General features: G+C 46.5%; 16 protein-coding genes. 13 read left to right on the top strand and 3 right to left on the bottom strand.

All coding sequences use genetic code 11. The annotated features are described in order from the left end of the window. From atpB to glmU, 9 genes are all read left to right on the top strand, one after another. Complete coding sequence (atpB, locus tag ACFFUV_RS20720; protein ID WP_390196905.1) at nt 1-813, top strand: F0F1 ATP synthase subunit A; 813 nt, start codon at nt 1-3, stop codon at nt 811-813. A 56-nt stretch (nt 814-869) separates the two neighbouring features. After that, nucleotides 870-1,124 (top strand): F0F1 ATP synthase subunit C, encoded by a 255-nt coding sequence (atpE, locus tag ACFFUV_RS20715; RefSeq protein WP_002540812.1) that lies wholly within the window; start codon nt 870-872, stop codon nt 1,122-1,124. Nucleotides 1,125-1,193: 69 nt separating this feature from the next. Further along, complete coding sequence (gene atpF, locus ACFFUV_RS20710; protein WP_390196903.1) at nt 1,194-1,664, top strand: F0F1 ATP synthase subunit B; 471 nt, start codon at nt 1,194-1,196, stop codon at nt 1,662-1,664. A gap of 13 nt (nt 1,665-1,677) precedes the next feature. After that, entirely contained in the window at nt 1,678-2,211 is a 534-nt protein-coding gene (gene atpH / locus ACFFUV_RS20705) for a F0F1 ATP synthase subunit delta (protein ID WP_390196900.1), read from the top strand. 13 nt (nt 2,212-2,224) lie between these two features. Next, nucleotides 2,225-3,766, top strand: coding sequence for a F0F1 ATP synthase subunit alpha (gene atpA / locus ACFFUV_RS20700; protein WP_390196897.1), 1,542 nt, complete (start codon nt 2,225-2,227; stop codon nt 3,764-3,766). 44 nt (nt 3,767-3,810) lie between these two features. Beyond that, nucleotides 3,811-4,677: a F0F1 ATP synthase subunit gamma gene (atpG, locus tag ACFFUV_RS20695; protein WP_390196894.1), complete on the top strand. Its 867-nt coding sequence runs from the start codon at nt 3,811-3,813 to the stop codon at nt 4,675-4,677. Between the two features lie 36 nt (nt 4,678-4,713). Next, nucleotides 4,714-6,117 carry a F0F1 ATP synthase subunit beta gene (gene atpD, locus ACFFUV_RS20690; RefSeq protein ID WP_390196891.1) on the top strand — a complete coding sequence of 468 codons (1,404 nt, stop codon included), beginning with the start codon at nt 4,714-4,716 and terminating at the stop codon, nt 6,115-6,117. A gap of 18 nt (nt 6,118-6,135) precedes the next feature. Next, nucleotides 6,136-6,558, top strand: a complete 423-nt coding sequence (locus ACFFUV_RS20685) for a F0F1 ATP synthase subunit epsilon (protein ID WP_390196888.1) — start codon at nt 6,136-6,138, stop codon at nt 6,556-6,558. A 155-nt stretch (nt 6,559-6,713) separates the two neighbouring features. Then, nucleotides 6,714-8,075 (top strand): bifunctional UDP-N-acetylglucosamine diphosphorylase/glucosamine-1-phosphate N-acetyltransferase GlmU, encoded by a 1,362-nt coding sequence (gene glmU, locus ACFFUV_RS20680; RefSeq protein ID WP_390196884.1) that lies wholly within the window; start codon nt 6,714-6,716, stop codon nt 8,073-8,075. A 43-nt stretch (nt 8,076-8,118) separates the two neighbouring features. On the opposite strand, the gene punC is transcribed toward glmU, so the two are convergent. Beyond that, nucleotides 8,119-9,312, bottom strand: a complete 1,194-nt coding sequence (gene punC, locus ACFFUV_RS20675; RefSeq protein WP_390197077.1) for a purine nucleoside transporter PunC — start codon at nt 9,310-9,312, stop codon at nt 8,119-8,121. 175 nt (nt 9,313-9,487) lie between these two features. Between punC and punR the strand changes: the two genes are divergently transcribed. Then, nucleotides 9,488-10,396: a DNA-binding transcriptional activator PunR gene (gene punR, locus ACFFUV_RS20670; protein WP_390196881.1), complete on the top strand. Its 909-nt coding sequence runs from the start codon at nt 9,488-9,490 to the stop codon at nt 10,394-10,396. A 48-nt stretch (nt 10,397-10,444) separates the two neighbouring features. On the opposite strand, the gene fadA is transcribed toward punR, so the two are convergent. Both fadA and fadB read right to left on the bottom strand, forming a co-directional pair. Further along, entirely contained in the window at nt 10,445-11,608 is a 1,164-nt protein-coding gene (fadA, locus tag ACFFUV_RS20665; protein WP_390196878.1) for an acetyl-CoA C-acyltransferase FadA, read from the bottom strand. A gap of 12 nt (nt 11,609-11,620) precedes the next feature. Further along, a complete protein-coding gene (gene fadB, locus ACFFUV_RS20660; RefSeq protein WP_390196875.1) occupies nt 11,621-13,792 on the bottom strand; it encodes a fatty acid oxidation complex subunit alpha FadB in 2,172 nt (723 codons plus the stop codon). Between the two features lie 212 nt (nt 13,793-14,004). Between fadB and ACFFUV_RS20655 the strand changes: the two genes are divergently transcribed. From ACFFUV_RS20655 to hemG, 3 genes are read left to right on the top strand one after another with little or no spacing between them, the layout of a single operon-like run. Further along, entirely contained in the window at nt 14,005-14,637 is a 633-nt protein-coding gene (locus ACFFUV_RS20655; protein WP_390196873.1) for a YigZ family protein, read from the top strand. Nucleotides 14,638-14,675: 38 nt separating this feature from the next. Beyond that, on the top strand, nt 14,676-16,133 hold the full coding sequence (locus tag ACFFUV_RS20650) for a TrkH family potassium uptake protein (protein WP_390196870.1): 1,458 nt from the start codon (nt 14,676-14,678) through the stop codon (nt 16,131-16,133). 16 nt (nt 16,134-16,149) lie between these two features. Further along, the gene (hemG, locus tag ACFFUV_RS20645) at nt 16,150-16,680 is read left to right on the top strand and encodes a menaquinone-dependent protoporphyrinogen IX dehydrogenase (protein ID WP_390196867.1); all 531 of its coding nucleotides are present in this window, start codon (nt 16,150-16,152) and stop codon (nt 16,678-16,680) included. Nucleotides 16,681-17,034 lie beyond the last annotated feature (354 nt).

Raw genomic sequence — 17,034 nt, 5'->3', positions numbered from 1 at the left:
ATGGCTGCGCCAGGTGAAGCGCTAACTTCGTCCGGTTACATTGAACACCATTTAACTAACCTTTCTCTACATTCGCTAGGTTTAGTTGAAGAGGCGTCAAGTTTCTGGAACGTACATATCGATAGCCTGTTTTTTTCTGTGTTTACAGGACTGATTTTCTTAGGAATATTCCGTTCGGTAGCTAAGAAAGCAACAGTAGGTGTGCCAGGTAAGCTTCAGTGTGCTGTGGAAATGATTGTTGAATTTGTCGCGGAGAACGTCAAAGACACCTTTCATGGCCGCAACCCGTTGATAGCGCCTTTAGCACTGACTATCTTTTGTTGGGTATTTTTGATGAACGTGATGGACTTAGTCCCGATCGACTTCTTACCGTACCCAGCTGAGCATTGGCTCGGTATCCCTTACTTAAAAGTGGTGCCTTCTGCTGATGTGAATATCACCATGGCTATGGCTCTAGGCGTATTTGCATTGATGATCTACTACAGCATCAAAGTGAAAGGTCTAGGAGGATTCGCTAAAGAATTAGCACTACATCCATTCAATCACCCTGTCATGATTCCGTTTAACCTACTGATTGAAGTGGTTTCCCTGTTGGCGAAGCCGTTGTCACTTGGTATGCGTCTATTCGGTAACATGTTTGCTGGTGAGGTTGTATTTATTCTTTGTGCGGCAATGCTGCCATGGTGGCTACAATGGATGGGTTCACTACCGTGGGCTATTTTCCATATTCTGGTAATCCTGATTCAAGCCTTCGTATTCATGATGTTGACAATTGTGTATCTGTCAATGGCACACGAAGACAGTGATCATTAATTTTTAAGCTTTTTATTTTGGGCATTTAGCCAACAACTATAAATTGGAGATAGTAAATGGAAACTTTACTGAGCTTTTCTGCAATCGCCGTAGGTATTATCGTCGGTCTTGCTTCTCTAGGTACTGCGATTGGTTTCGCGCTTCTAGGTGGTAAATTCCTGGAAGGTGCAGCTCGTCAACCAGAAATGGCTCCTATGCTACAAGTTAAGATGTTCATCATCGCAGGTCTACTTGATGCGGTTCCAATGATCGGTATCGTTATCGCTCTGCTATTCACTTTCGCGAACCCATTTGTTGGTCAGCTAGGTTAATCACTTTTAACGTCAGACAATATCATTTGTCTTTGATTAACACTTAGTCCAAATAGAGGGGTAGCTGTTGTGAATATGAACGCAACTCTGCTAGGTCAAGCAATCTCGTTCGCACTCTTTGTGTGGTTCTGCATGAAATATGTGTGGCCGCCGTTGATGAAAGCGATCGAAGAACGTCAGAAAAAAATCGCTGACGGTCTACAAGCAGCAGAACGTGCTGCAAAAGACTTGGATCTGGCACAAGCAAACGCTTCTGAGCAATTGAAAGAAGCGAAGCGCACAGCAACTGAGATCATCGAGCAAGCGAATAAGCGTAAGTCTCAAATTGTTGAAGAAGCACGTGAGGAAGCGAAGGCTGAAAGCCAGAAGATCCTTGCGAAAGCAGAAGCGGAACTTGAAGCGGAACGTAATCGTGTACGCGATGATCTACGCAAACAAGTTGCAACTCTGGCTGTAGCTGGTGCTGAGAAAATCCTTGAGCGTTCTATCGATAAAGATGCGCACAAAGATATTCTCGACAACATAACTGCAAAACTTTAAGAGTGGGGGCGACATGTCTGATTTGACAACAATTGCACGCCCCTATGCTAAAGCAGCCTTTGACTTTGCTGTGGAAAAGAACGAGCTAGACCAATGGGGTCAAATGCTCTCTTTTGCCGCTGAAGTCGCGAACAATGAACAAATTAAAGAGCTGTTAACGGGTTCTGTTTCTGCCGATAAATTGGCCGAATTATTTGTTGCAGTTTGTGGCGAACAAGTTAATGCACATGGCCAAAACCTATTGAAGGTAATGGCTGAGAATGGTCGTTTAATGGCCCTTCCTGATGTATGTGAGCAATTCCTTGCGTTTAAGCAAGAGCATGAAAAAGAGATTGATGTTGAGGTTATCTCAGCAACGGCACTCTCTGATCAGCAGCAAGCAGATATCAGTAGCAAACTTGAGCAGCGTCTTGAACGCAAAGTAAAGCTGAATTGCAGTGTAGATGAGTCCCTGCTTGGCGGGGTGATTATTCGAGCCGGAGACCTAGTCATCGACAACTCAGCACGCGGTCGTTTAAACCGCCTGAGCGATGCATTGCAGTCTTAATGGGGATTGGAGCATGCAACTTAATTCCACGGAAATCAGCGATCTAATCAAACAACGTATCGAGTCTTTCGACGTTGTTAGTGAAGCTCGCAACGAGGGTACTATCGTATCGGTAAGCGATGGTATCATCCGCATTCACGGCCTAGCGGACGTGATGCAAGGTGAAATGATTGAATTACCGGGTGGCCGTTATGCACTAGCACTAAACCTTGAGCGTGACTCGGTTGGTGCGGTTGTAATGGGCCCATATGCTGACCTTAAGGAAGGCATGAAAGTAACAGGTACTGGTCGCATTCTTGAAGTGCCAGTTGGTCCTGAGCTATTAGGCCGCGTAGTGAATACACTGGGTGAGCCTATCGATGGTAAAGGTCCTATCGAAGCGAAATTAACTTCGCCTGTTGAAATGATTGCACCAGGTGTAATCGACCGTCAATCGGTTGATCAACCTGTGCAAACTGGTTACAAGTCTGTTGACTCTATGATTCCAATCGGTCGTGGTCAGCGTGAGCTTGTTATCGGTGACCGTCAAACTGGTAAAACAGCGATGGCGATCGATGCGATCATTAACCAAAAGAATTCTGGTATTTACTCTATCTACGTCGCGATCGGTCAGAAAGCATCGACAATCGCTAACGTAGTACGCAAATTAGAAGAGCACGGCGCTTTATCAAACACTATCGTGGTTGTGGCATCGGCTTCTGAATCTGCAGCGCTACAATACTTAGCGCCATATGCAGGTTGTGCGATGGGTGAGTACTTCCGCGATCGCGGTGAAGATGCACTGATTGTTTATGATGATCTATCAAAGCAAGCAGTAGCGTATCGTCAGATTTCTCTACTTCTAAAACGCCCACCAGGCCGTGAAGCCTTCCCAGGTGACGTATTCTACCTCCACTCTCGTCTACTAGAGCGCGCTGCTCGTGTAAACGCAGATTACGTAGAGCGTTTCACTAATGGTGAAGTGAAAGGTAAAACCGGTTCATTGACCGCGCTACCTATCATCGAAACTCAAGCTGGTGACGTATCCGCATTCGTACCGACTAACGTAATCTCGATTACCGATGGTCAGATCTTCCTACAAACTGAGCTATTCAATGCTGGTGTTCGCCCTGCGGTTGACCCTGGTATCTCTGTATCTCGTGTAGGTGGTTCGGCGCAAACCAAGATCATTAAGAAGCTATCGGGTGGTATTCGTACCGCACTGGCTGCTTACCGTGAATTGGCTGCGTTTGCTCAGTTCTCATCGGATCTAGATGAAGCAACCAAGAAGCAGCTTGACCATGGTCAGAAAGTCACAGAGCTTATGAAGCAGAAACAATATGCTCCAATGTCTGTGTTTGACCAAGCGTTGACTATCTATGCGGCGGAGCGTGGCTACCTCGATGACGTAGAACTGTCTAAAGTTCTCGCTTTCGAAGAAGCTTTACTATCGTATGCTCGCGGTCAATATGCTGAATTAGCAGCTGAGATCGACAAGTCGGGTGCTTATAACGATGACGTTGAAGCCCAGTTGAAGAAACTGGTTGACGACTTCAAAGCAACCCAATCTTGGTAATTAGGTCGGTGGCAGTTTCTGCCACCAACTAAAGGAGAGTAACGATGGCCGGCGCAAAAGAGATACGTAATAAAATCGGTAGTGTGAAAAGCACTCAGAAAATTACGAAAGCGATGGAAATGGTAGCAGCTTCAAAAATGCGTCGCTCTCAAGATGCAATGGAAGCTTCTCGTCCATACGCGGAAACAATGCGTAAAGTGATCGGTCACGTGGCAAACGCAAATCTAGAATATCGTCATCCGTATCTAGAAGAGCGTGAAGCTAAGCGTGTTGGTTACATCATCGTTTCTTCAGACCGTGGCTTGTGTGGCGGCTTGAACATTAACTTGTTCAAAAAAGCTGTGACAGATATGCAAGCATGGAAAGAGAAAGGCGCTGAAATTGAGCTAGCCGTAATTGGCTCAAAGGCGACTGCATTCTTTAACAACAGCGGCGCAAAAGTGGCGGCTCAGGTGTCTGGCCTTGGTGACTCACCAAGTTTAGAAGACTTGATCGGCTCAGTGAGCGTGATGTTGAAGAAATACGATGCCGGTGAATTGGACCGCCTATATGTGGTGTCGAACAAGTTCGTCAACACAATGGTTCAACAACCAACGATCGATCAATTACTACCTTTGCCTAAATCAGATAGCGAAGAAGTACAACGCGACCATTCGTGGGACTACATTTACGAACCTGAACCGAAACCTCTGCTCGATGCATTATTGCTTCGCTATGTAGAATCACAGGTTTATCAGGGTGTGGTCGAAAACTTGGCTTGTGAGCAAGCCGCACGAATGATTGCGATGAAAGCAGCAACTGATAACGCAACCAATCTGATTGATGACTTAGAACTGGTGTATAACAAGGCGCGTCAAGCGGCTATCACCCAAGAGTTGTCTGAGATTGTTAGTGGCGCAGCAGCGGTTTAAGCAATAGGTAAAACGAATTAGTTTAGAGGATTAACGATGGCTACAGGTAAGATCGTACAGATCATCGGTGCGGTAGTCGACGTAGAGTTCCCACAGAGCGATGTCCCTCAAGTGTATGACGCTCTGAACGTTGTCGATTCAAAAGAACGTCTTGTTCTTGAAGTTCAACAGCAACTTGGCGGTGGCGTTGTGCGCTGTATCGTCATGGGTAGCTCAGATGGTTTACGTCGTGGAGTTGCAGTAGAAAATACCGGTGCTCCAATCTCAGTACCAGTGGGTACTAAGACCCTTGGTCGTATCATGAACGTACTTGGTGATGCGATTGATGAGCGTGGTGAAGTGGCAGCGGAAGAGACATACTCTATCCACCGCCCAGCACCAAGCTATGAAGAGCAGTCAAACGAGACTGCGCTACTGGAAACAGGTGTAAAAGTAATCGACCTAATTTGTCCATTCGCTAAGGGTGGTAAAATCGGTCTATTCGGTGGTGCAGGTGTAGGTAAGACCGTTAACATGATGGAGCTTATCAACAACATCGCACTTCAACACTCTGGTTTGTCTGTATTCGCGGGTGTTGGTGAACGTACTCGTGAAGGTAACGACTTCTACTTTGAGATGCAGGAAGCCGGTGTTGTAAACATCGAAAAACCTGAAGAATCAAAAGTAGCGATGGTTTATGGTCAGATGAACGAGCCACCAGGTAACCGTCTACGTGTTGCTTTGACTGGTCTAACAATGGCAGAGAAGTTCCGTGACGAAGGTCGTGACGTTCTGCTGTTCATCGATAACATTTATCGTTATACCCTTGCGGGTACTGAGGTTTCGGCACTTCTAGGTCGTATGCCTTCAGCGGTAGGTTACCAGCCAACGCTAGCGGAAGAAATGGGTGTTCTCCAAGAACGTATCACTTCAACTCGTCAAGGTTCTATCACGTCTGTACAGGCGGTATACGTACCTGCAGATGACTTGACTGACCCATCTCCTGCAACGACGTTCGCGCACTTGGATGCAACGGTTGTACTTAACCGTAACATCGCTGCAATGGGTCTATACCCAGCGATCGACCCACTAGATTCAACGTCTCGTCAGCTTGATCCGCTGGTTGTTGGTCAAGAGCACTACGACACAGCTCGTAACGTGCAGCAGACTCTTCAGCGCTATAAAGAGCTGAAAGACATCATCGCGATTCTAGGTATGGACGAGCTATCTGAAGAAGATAAGCAAGTCGTATCTCGTGCACGTAAGATTGAGCGTTTCCTAACTCAGCCTTATCACGTAGCGGAAGTATTTACTGGTGACCCAGGCATCTACGTACCTCTTAAAGAGACTCTACGTGGCTTCCAAGGTCTGCTATCTGGTGAATACGACGACATCCCAGAGCAAGCGTTCATGTACTGCGGTAGCATTGACGATGCTCTTGAGAATGCGAAGAAGCTATAAGGCTAACTAGGAGGCGATATGGCAGCAATAACCTTTCACCTTGATGTTGTGAGCGCCGAGAAAAAACTTTTCTCTGGTCGCGTAGAAACATTTCAGGTGACCGGTAGCGAAGGTGAACTTGGTATTTTCCATGGTCACACACCGCTGCTGACCGCTATTCAGCCTGGTATGGTGCGTATTGTAAAACAGCACGGCCACGAAGAGTTCATCTATGTCTCTGGTGGTATTGTTGAAGTTCAGCCTGGCACAGCGACTGTGCTAGCTGATACAGCAATTCGTGGTGAAGACCTAGACGCAGCGAAGGCAGAAGAAGCCAAACGTCGCGCTGAGGAGCAAATCCAGAATCAGCACGGTGATATGGACTTCGCGCAAGCGGCCAGTGAACTGGCTAAAGCCATGGCTCAGCTACGAGTAATCGAGTTGACAAAGAAACGTCGTTAATTTTCGGCGTTATCGAGTACAAAAGGCGGTCATTTGACCGCCTTTTTGCTTTCCTCAGCCCATTTTCTGGCAATTGCCGTTAACTATTTATGGTCAACTGGCTACAATCTCTCTCATTACGACCATCTCCAAACACATTTCCAAACAGGTATTGTATGAAGTTTAGTGCTGTCATTCTGGCTGCGGGCAAAGGCACTCGCATGTATTCTAATAAACCTAAAGTCCTTCACACCCTTGCGGGGAAACCAATGGCAAAACATGTTATTGATACATGTGTCGGTTTAGGGGCGCAAAATATCCATTTAGTTTACGGCCATGGCGGCGATCAAATGCAGCAAGAGCTGGTGGATGAGCCAGTTAACTGGGTGCTGCAAGCCGATCAGTTAGGGACTGGGCATGCCGTCGATCAAGCGTCAGAAAAGTTCGCTGATGATGAGAAGATTCTCGTGCTCTATGGCGATGTTCCTTTGATCTCAGAAGAAACCATTGAAAGCTTACTGGATGCGCAGCCAACAGGTGGGATTGCATTGTTGACGGTGGTTCTTGATGATCCTTCAGGATATGGACGTATTGTACGTAAAAATGGCCCAGTTGTGGCAATTGTTGAGCAAAAAGACGCCACTGAAGAACAAAAGCTGATTAAAGAAATTAATACCGGTGTGATGGTGGCAACGGGCGCTGATCTTAAGCGCTGGCTCTCTGGGTTGAATAACAATAACGCGCAAGGCGAGTACTACCTGACAGATGTGATTGCAGCGGCTCACGAAGAAGGTCGAGCGGTAGAAGCGGTACATCCGGCGAATCCGATTGAAGTTGAAGGGGTAAATGACCGTTTGCAATTGGCTCGTTTGGAGCGTGCGTATCAGTCGATTCAAGCCAAAAAACTGCTTACGCAGGGTGTGATGTTGCGTGACCCTGCTCGCTTCGATCTACGTGGCGAACTGCAATGTGGTATGGATGTAGAAATTGACGCGAACGTTATCATTGAAGGGAATGTGTCTCTGGGAGATAACGTAGTGATTGGTGCGGGGTGTATGCTTAAAGATTGTGAAATTGATGACAACACCATTATTCGTCCATATAGCGTTATTGAAGGGGCCACCGTTGGTGAAGAGTGTACGGTTGGGCCATTTACTCGACTTCGTCCTGGCGCTGAATTACAAAATGATGCGCATGTTGGTAATTTTGTGGAAGTCAAAAATGCGCGTTTAGGCAGCGGTTCAAAAGCGAACCATCTCACTTACCTTGGCGATGCGGAAATTGGGAAGCGTACTAACATCGGGGCAGGGGCGATTACCTGCAACTATGATGGTGCGAACAAACACAAAACCATTATTGGTAATGACGTGTTTATCGGTTCTGATAGCCAATTGGTGGCGCCAGTGACCGTTGCAGATGGTGCAACGGTAGGTGCGGGAACAACACTCACTCGAGATGTGGAATCAAACGAGTTAGTTATCACGCGAGCTAAAGAGCGAAAAATCGCCGATTGGCAGCGACCCGTCAAGAAAAAATAAGCAATAAAAAGCACCGTTTAACGGTGCTTTTTATTTATGTGGATTATTGTTCGTCGCTGACGACTCGAGCATTGTCTGGAATGGTCAGTTGTTGACGTAGTGGTCGATTAGCTAAGAGGTAGCCAGCCCATACGCCTAGCGTTGTGATTAAGATGGCGACGCCTGTTACTGGCAATACTTGGCTTGCAAAGGCTGCAACGCCAGCACTGAACAGGCTGCTCACACAGATTTGTAGGCTATTTTGCAATCCTGCAGCGGTCGCAGGGCTTTGTTTTGCGCTGGCGAGAGCTCGATTGACCACAACCGGATACAGCGCGCCATTGGCGGTCGCAATCAAACAAAATGGTAATAACAACGGCCAAATAGAGGACAGTGACCATTGCGAGGCAATAAATACCAGTAAACTGGCCACGGTAAATAACCCGATCAGGTGTTTAAGGATCTTCTCATCCCCATATTTTTTGACCAACTGTTTACCGAAAAAACCGCCTGTCATAAATGCGATGGTTTGAGGGGTGAAGCTGAGTCCAATGTCTTTCGCCGAATAGCCCAGCGAGGCCATAATTTCTGGCATGCCCGTTAAGTAAGCAAAGAAGGCCGCTGAGGCCATCGCAAACATCAGCACATTGCCAAGATACACTTTGCTAACCAGTAATGCCTTGATATCCGAAGCCACTGAGGTGCTTTTTTTTGTCTGATTAAGATCGCAAGGTTGCAGACGTGTTTGCAGCGCCACGATTACGCCGACACCGGTGAGACATACAAAAATACTTCGCCAACCCCAATGTTCAGCAAGAACGACGCCTAATTGCGGCGCCAGAGCCGGCGATAAAGCAACCAATGGCATAATGGTGGCAAAAATTTGCTGGCTGGTGGTTGTGGAATAGCGCTTAATCACCATCGCTTGCCAGATAACAGCTGGCGCACACACGCCGATTGCTTGTATAAAGCGTAAACTTAATAGTTGCCATACCTGTTGGCTATAGCTAAGCCCTAGAGAGGCGGCTGAAAATAAAAGTAGCCCGACAATTAGGGTTTGACGGTGTCCGTACTTATCGGAGATCAGCCCCCAAATGAGTTGCCCCACCGCCATACCAACTAGAAAGACCGTGAGTGATAACGCGATGTGCTCAGGTCCAGTAGCAAAATCAACTTCCATGGCTTTAAACGCTGGGAGGTACATATCAGTAGCAATAAACCCCAGCATCGATAAGGTTGCGAGATAAAAAATTTGCATGAAGGAAGGTTTTATACTGTTATTATTCAAAATAATTCACTCTTTTATGAGTTTAAAAACTTGGCAGATATTAGGGTGTGGATTGTATTGAAGCTTTTGTGTGATGTGAAACGTTAAAATTTGTGGTTATCTATCAAAAAAATTGAAAGGTAGAAAGTATGAGTCACAGAGTGTCATGAGTGCATTTTCTCGCTCATCCCTTGAGATGATTGATGTGGTTGCTCGGCTGGGAAGTTTTTCAGCTGCGGCGGAGGTATTGCATAAGGTGCCGTCAGCGATCAGCTATGGTGTACGCCAAGTTGAACAGGAACTCGATGTCCTCTTGTTTGAGCGTTTGCCTCGTAGAGTCGCCTTAACCAAAGCAGGAGAACTATTCGTAGATGAAGCTCGAGTTCTACTTCGGCAAATGGATGAGATCAAAATGCAAACGCGTCGTGCGGCTTTTGGTTGGCAAACAACACTCAAGCTGACTCTCGATAATGTCGTAAAACTGGATAAATTGCAGTTTTTGATCGAAGCCTTTTACCAACGATTTCAACATGCTGAATTACAAATAAACATGGAAGTGTTTAACGGGTCTTGGGAAGCCATTGATCAAGGTCGAGCTGATGTGGTGATTGGCGCTACGTCCGCAGTACCGGTTGGTGGGAACTTCGAAGTCAAAGAAATGGGGGTTCTCGATTGGGCTTTCGTCATGGCGCCCGATCACCCGTGTGCCAACTTGGACATACTCGGTGCTGATCAACTGAGCGCGTATCCAGCGGTGTGCTTGGATGATACTTCAATTAGCCTGCCTAAGCGGCATACGGTGCACTACCGCCAGCAGCGGCGGTTATTATTACCCAATTGGTATAGTGCCATAGAGTGTTTAAAACAAGGTGTGGGTGTGGGGTACATGCCAAGGCATATTGCCAAGCCCTTGATCGATCAAAAATGGCTGGTGGAGAAAAAGTTGATTGACGATCCTCCTCTCAGTCAGTGCTGCATGGTTTGGCGAAATGATGATAACCACGAAATGATCGAGTGGCTTGTCGACTATTTAGGACCGGAGCAGAAGTTGTATCAAGATTGGATTGCATCATAAAAAATGCCAGCAGTGACACTGCTGGCATAGTGTTTCCAAATGATATGTTTAAGGACGCTCAAAAATAGTCGCTATTCCTTGACCAAGGCCGATACACATTGTCGCTAAACCGTATTTGGCGTTGTTACTTTCCATCAGATTGATCAATGTGGTTGAGATGCGCGATCCAGAGCACCCTAGCGGGTGGCCCAGTGCAATCGCGCCGCCGTTAAGGTTGACTTTGTCATCAACCTTCTCCAACAAACCTAAATCTTTGGCACAGGGTAAAGATTGTGCAGCAAAGGCTTCGTTAAGTTCGACAAGATCAATATCATCCATGGTTAGCCCTGCACGTTTCAGTGCTTTTTTGGTTGCTGGCACCGGACCGTATCCCATGATAGAGGGATCGCAGCCTGCGATAGCCATCGAACGAATTTTAGCGCGAATAGGTAATCCTAACTGGTTGGCTTTTGCTTCGCTCATGATCAACATCGCCGATGCGCCGTCGGAAAGGGCAGAAGAACTTCCTGCCGTCACGGTTCCGTTTACTGGGTCAAATACAGGGCGCAATTGTGACAGCCCTTCAACGCTGGTTTCTGGGCGTACCACCTCATCGTAGTCGAGAGTAAATAGCGTGCCATCGGGACCATGGGCTTCCATTGGCAAGATCTCATTTTTAAATCGTCCTTCAAGGGTTGCAGCATGAGCGCGTGCATGAGAACGTGCGGCGAACGCATCCTGCTGTTCACGGCTGATGCCATGCATTTTACCAAGCATTTCCGCTGTTAAGCCCATCATGCCTGCCGCTTTTGCCACGTTCTTGGACATGCCGGGGTGAAAGTCCACGCCATGAGTCATGGGGACATGTCCCATATGTTCGACACCACCAATAAGGCACACCTCTGCATCGCCAACCATAATGGCTCGACTCGCATCATGCAGAGCCTGCATCGATGAACCACATAGTCGGTTCACGGTGACAGCGCCGACTTCAATCGGTAGGCCAGCGAGCAGCGCAGCATTACGAGCGATATTGAAGCCTTGCTCGAGTGTTTGCTGCACACATCCCCAATAAATATCTTCAATCTCATTTGGATTGAGCTGAGGGTTACGTTCAAGTATTCCTTTCATCAAACGAGCTGAAAGGTCCTCGGCACGAGTATGACGAAAAGCACCACCTTTGGAGCGACCCATTGGAGTACGAAGACAATCAACGACAACTACATTATTCATTTGGTATCCCTCCTAGATTGAATCGGTCGGTTGTGTGGAGTAAAAGGTTTTCCCTTGCTCTGCCATATCGATTAACAGTTGTGGTGCTTGGTACATGGCACCTAAATCCGCGTACTTCTGCGTCATTGCGATATAGTGTTCAAGCCCAAGGCTATCGAGATAACGCAGTGCACCGCCGCGGAATGGAGGGAACCCAAGGCCATACACTAATGCCATATCAGCCTCTTGCGGTGACGCAATAATACCTTCTTGAAGGCATAGCACGACTTCGTTGAGCATCGGAATCATCATGCGCTCAATGATCGTTTGTTGGTCAAAATCTTGGTGTTTTGCACAAACATCGTTGAGTAGAGATAATACGTCTTCACAGAAGGTTTTCTTCGGTTTACCTTTTTTATCTAAGGTATAGCTATAGAATCCACTGCCATTTTTCTGACCATATTTATCCGCATCAAACAGAGCGTCAATAGCGTCACGTCCTTGCTTTTGCATACGTTCAGGGAACCCTTCCGCCATGACGGCTTGAGCGTGATGGGCTGTATCTATACCAACGACATCGAGTAGGTAAGCAGGTCCCATAGGCCAACCAAATTGGCGCTCCATGACTTTATCGATGGAGGTGAAATCGGCACCGTCACGCAGCAATAAACTGAAGCCGCCAAAATAGGGGAATAGAACGCGGTTGACGAAGAATCCTGGGCAGTCATTGACGACGATGGGGGATTTACCCATTTGTGCGGCGTAAGCCACCACTCGATTAATCGTATCTTCTGAAGTCTGTTCGCCTCGAATGACTTCGACCAGAGGCATTCGATGTACAGGGTTAAAAAAGTGCATGCCGCAGAAGTTCTCTGGACGCTTCAGCGATTTCGCCAAAAGATTGATCGGTATAGTTGATGTGTTAGAGGTTAATACCGTGTCGTTGCCAATATGGGTTTCAACCTCACTGAGCACCGAGGCTTTGACTTTCGGGTTTTCAACGACGGCTTCGACAATAATGTCACTGTTTTCAATCCCAGAGTAATGCAGGCTCGGTGTAATGGACGCGAGAATGCCAGCCATCTTGAAGCCATCAATTCGTCCTCGCTCTAGTCGTTTGTTGAGCAGTTTTGAAGCTTCGGTCATACCCAGATCTAACGAAGATTGGGCAATGTCTTTCATTAATACCGGTACACCTTTCAGTGCAGATTGATAAGCGATACCGCCACCCATGATACCCGCGCCTAAAACGGCTGAGCGTGAGGTGGGTTTAGACGCAGACTTCGCTGCTTGTTTCGCCAAGCCTTTGATGTGCTGATCGTTTAAGAATAATCCGACAAGGGATTTCGCTTCTTCTGATTTTGCGAGTTTAATAAAATACTTACGCTCGATATCCAGGGCAGCATCGCGCGACCTCGTGCAGGCTTCTTCGATCGCTTTTACTGCGGCCATGGGTGCCGGATAATGAGGGCCTGCTTTTTGGGCAACCAAACCTTTAGCCATGGTGAAGCTCATGAGCGCTTCTGTTTGACTGAGTGTTAATGACGACGTTTTTTGTTGGCGTCGCGTTTGCCAATCGATTTTTTCATTAATGGCTTGGCTTAGAGTCTCAAGCGCAGACTCTTTTAAGCGAGCACTATCAACAACTGCGTCTAGTAAACCCACTTTGAGCGCTTCGTCAGCACGGCATGCTTTACCTTGGGTGATGATCTCCATGGCGCTGTCGGCACCAATCACACGTGGAAGGCGTACACAACCACCAAACCCTGGCATGATGCCTAACTTCGTTTCAGGCAAACCGATGCTGGTGGTTGCATCACCGATGCGAAAGTCAGTAGCGAGTACACACTCACATCCACCACCAAGAGCGTGCCCTTGTAACACTGACACTGTAGGAAATGGAAGATCTTCGAGTTTGGAGAAAATGCTGTTCGCAAATTGCAACCATTGGTCTAATTCGTGTTCTGGTTTGGCGAAGAGAGTTAAAAACTCGGTAATATCCGCACCAACGATAAAGCTGTCTTTATTCGAGGTGAGGATGAGTCCTTTAATCGTGGTGTTTTTTAGGATCTCATCAAGTGCAGCGTCAAGTGATTGCAAAGTCGCGAGATCGAGCTTATTGACAGATTGAGGTGCGCAAAAGCAGAGTTCGGCGATGCCGTTTTGCGCTTCCTTAACGTGTAGGGTTTCGGCTTGGTAAATCATTGTTTGTCTCCATGACCTACGATCTGAGTTTTGTAGAGGTAAAATCGTTATAGTTTTATTCTGGTTAGACCAGTACCAGTAGTGTGGACTTGGGAATGTTGAATTTCAATACATTTTTTAAACAACTGTTTAACATTGTGCGCTGGGTACATACAACAACTTAACTTCGAGGCGTGATACACTGTGGCGCAGAGTGACGAAAGTGAATGGTTATGAATGACAAACCTTATTTGATTCCTGCACAAATGGCGGTGTATCAAGAAGAAATTAAAAAAAGCCTGTTTATTACCCAGTTGTCCCATACTGCGAGTATTGATGAGGCGAAAGCCTTCATTGATACTGTGCGCCAACAACATAATGAAGCTGGTCATAATTGCTGGGGGTTTGTCGCGGGTCGTCCTGAAAATTCGATGCTGTGGGGGTTTAGTGATGATCGCGAACCGTCTGGAACCGCTGGCAAACCAATACTTTCCCAGCTTTCCGGCTCTGGTGTCGGTGAAATTTGTGCTGTCGTAACTCGATATTCGGGCGGTGTAAAATTGGGTACGGGTGGTCTCGTCAAGGCTTATGGTGGTGGTGTTCAACAAGCTCTCAAGCTGCTTCAAACTATTGAGAAAAAAATCACGACAAAGCTACGCTTACAGTTAGACTATGCTTTTATGCCGATAGCTCAAGCTTTAATGACTCAGTTTTCAGTATTAGAAGTGAGTGCTAACTACGGTGAGAGTATTGATTTAATCTTGGAAATCGAGCGTCGGCAGCTGGAAGATTTTTCACTGGCGGTAATCAATAAAAGTGGTGCTAAAGCGATGATTACGCCACTGGAAGATAACAAAAACAACTAGGAAGTTTAGAGGCCGCAGCGCGTCACTCTCATATAGCAATGCAATTTCGATCTATTATCCGAATCGTTGGGCTACTTCTCGCCCTTTTTAGTCTCTCTATGCTCGCACCAGCGCTCGTAGCCTTAATCTACCGCGATGGCGCTGGCGTGGCGTTTGTGACGACGTTTTTTGCTTTGTTCTTTTGTGGCGGACTTTGTTGGTTTCCTAATCGTCGCTTTCGTAAAGAGCTAAAAGCTCGTGATGGCTTTTTAATTGTTGTTTTGTTCTGGACGGTACTTGGCAGTGCGGGTTCAATTCCTTTCCTACTTTCCGATAACCCGGGTGTCTCGGTAACCGATGCATTCTTTGAGTCTTTTTCGGCATTAACCACTACGGGTGCCACGGTCATTGTGGGGCTCGATGAATTACCCAAAGCGATATTGTTTTACCGCCAGCTACTGCAATGGTTCGGCGGCATGGGGATCATTGTGCTCGCCGTCGCGATTCTTCCGGTGCTGGGCATTGGTGGCATGCAGCTCTATCGAGCTGAAATTCCTGGCCCGGTAAAAGATACCAAGATGACGCCGCGTATTGCTGAGACCGCAAAAGCGCTTTGGTATATCTACTTAAGTTTAACGATCGCCTGTGCATTGGCATTCTGGGGCGCAGGCATGACGCCATTCGATGCGATTAGTCATAGCTTTTCAACCATTGCGATTGGTGGCTTCTCAACACATGACGCCAGTATGGGGTATTTTGATAGCTACGCGATCAACGTCATTACGGTGGTTTTTCTCCTCATTTCAGCATGTAACTATTCTCTGCATTTTGCTGCATTTGCATCTGGCGGTGTTCATCCCAAGTACTACATAAAAGACCCGGAATTCCGAGCCTTTATTGTTATTCAGGTCATTTTATTTGCCATCTGCTTTTCAGTTTTGATTAATCATCAAAGCCATGACTCATTCTACGATGCATTTGATCAGGCGTTATTCCAGACCGTTTCGATTTCGACGACGGCAGGTTTCACGACCACGGGGTTCTCTGATTGGCCGCTATTCTTACCGGTATTATTATTGTTCTCTTCTTTTATTGGAGGCTGTGCAGGTTCTACAGGAGGAGGGATGAAAGTCATTCGTATACTTCTGTTAACTTTGCAGGGCGCGCGGGAAATTAAACGCTTGGTTCACCCACGAGCCGTTTATACCATCAAAATTGGTGGTGGTGCGTTGCCAGCAAGAGTCGTTGATGCTGTTTGGGGCTTCTTTTCTGCTTATGCATTGGTCTTTGTGATTTGTATGCTGTGTTTAATAGCAACTGGTATGGATGAGCTCAGCGCGTTTTCTGCCGTTGCCGCGACGTTAAACAATTTAGGTCCAGGACTCGGTGAGGTATCGGTTCACTTTGCGGATGTGAACGATACGGCCAAATGGGTGTTGGTCGTATCGATGTTGTTTGGACGTCTTGAGATCTTTACCCTATTAATTTTATTCACCCCGACATTTTGGCGAAGTTAAGCCAAGGAGAGTGACTTTGAGTAACAAAGCGTTGCTTCTATATTCAACCCGAGAAGGGCAAACGAAAAAAATACTCCAATACATCGATAAAGAGCTGCCAGAGTATCAGTGTGAATTGGTCGATATACATCAAGTCGAGCATATTGATTTTTCTGGTTACCAGAAAGTGCTGGTGGGAGCGTCGATACGTTATGGGCATCTCAATAAAAAGCTTTATCAGTTTATTGAGCGCCATCAACAGCAACTGAAACAGCACAATGCGGCATTCTTCTGTGTCAATTTAACCGCTCGCAAAGAAGACCAAGGTAAGGATACACCTGAGGGCAGTGCTTACATTCGCACCTTTTTGAAAAAGTCACCTTGGCAGCCAACACTTATTGGCGTCTTTGCTGGCGCGCTTCGTTACCCTAAATATCGCTGGATCGATAAAGTGATGATTCGCCTGATCATGAAAATGACTGGAGGAGAAACGGATACCAGTAAAGATATTGAGTACACGAACTGGAAAAAAGTCAGTCTTTTTGTCGAAAAGTGGCGAAAGCAATAATTGAAAGGGATCATTTTATCGCTTTTAGGCTAAGAACTAACCGAACAATGAAAAAACGATAAAAAACCTAAAAAAAGGGTTGCCAATCAAAATCGGATATCTATAATGCGCCTCGCTGTCAGGGAAACGCTTCGCAAGAAAAATTGACCTAACGCAAACGGAAATTTTTTAGAGTAAATAACTTCAAAAAAGTTTGCATAAAGTGGTTGACACCAAATGCTAGCTCGCTAAAATAGCCGTCCGTTTTGAGGGAAGCTTCAAAACAAGCTCTTTAACAATATAAACCTATCAATCTGTGTGGGCACTCGTTGATGATAATCAAAGATGATTCTAAAGAATCAACTGAGGTTTCAA

The sequence above is a fragment of the Vibrio olivae genome (assembly GCF_042428525.1).
Taxonomy (GTDB): Bacteria; Pseudomonadota; Gammaproteobacteria; order Enterobacterales; family Vibrionaceae; genus Vibrio; species Vibrio olivae.
This window is presented reverse-complemented; position numbering and strand designations above follow the sequence as displayed.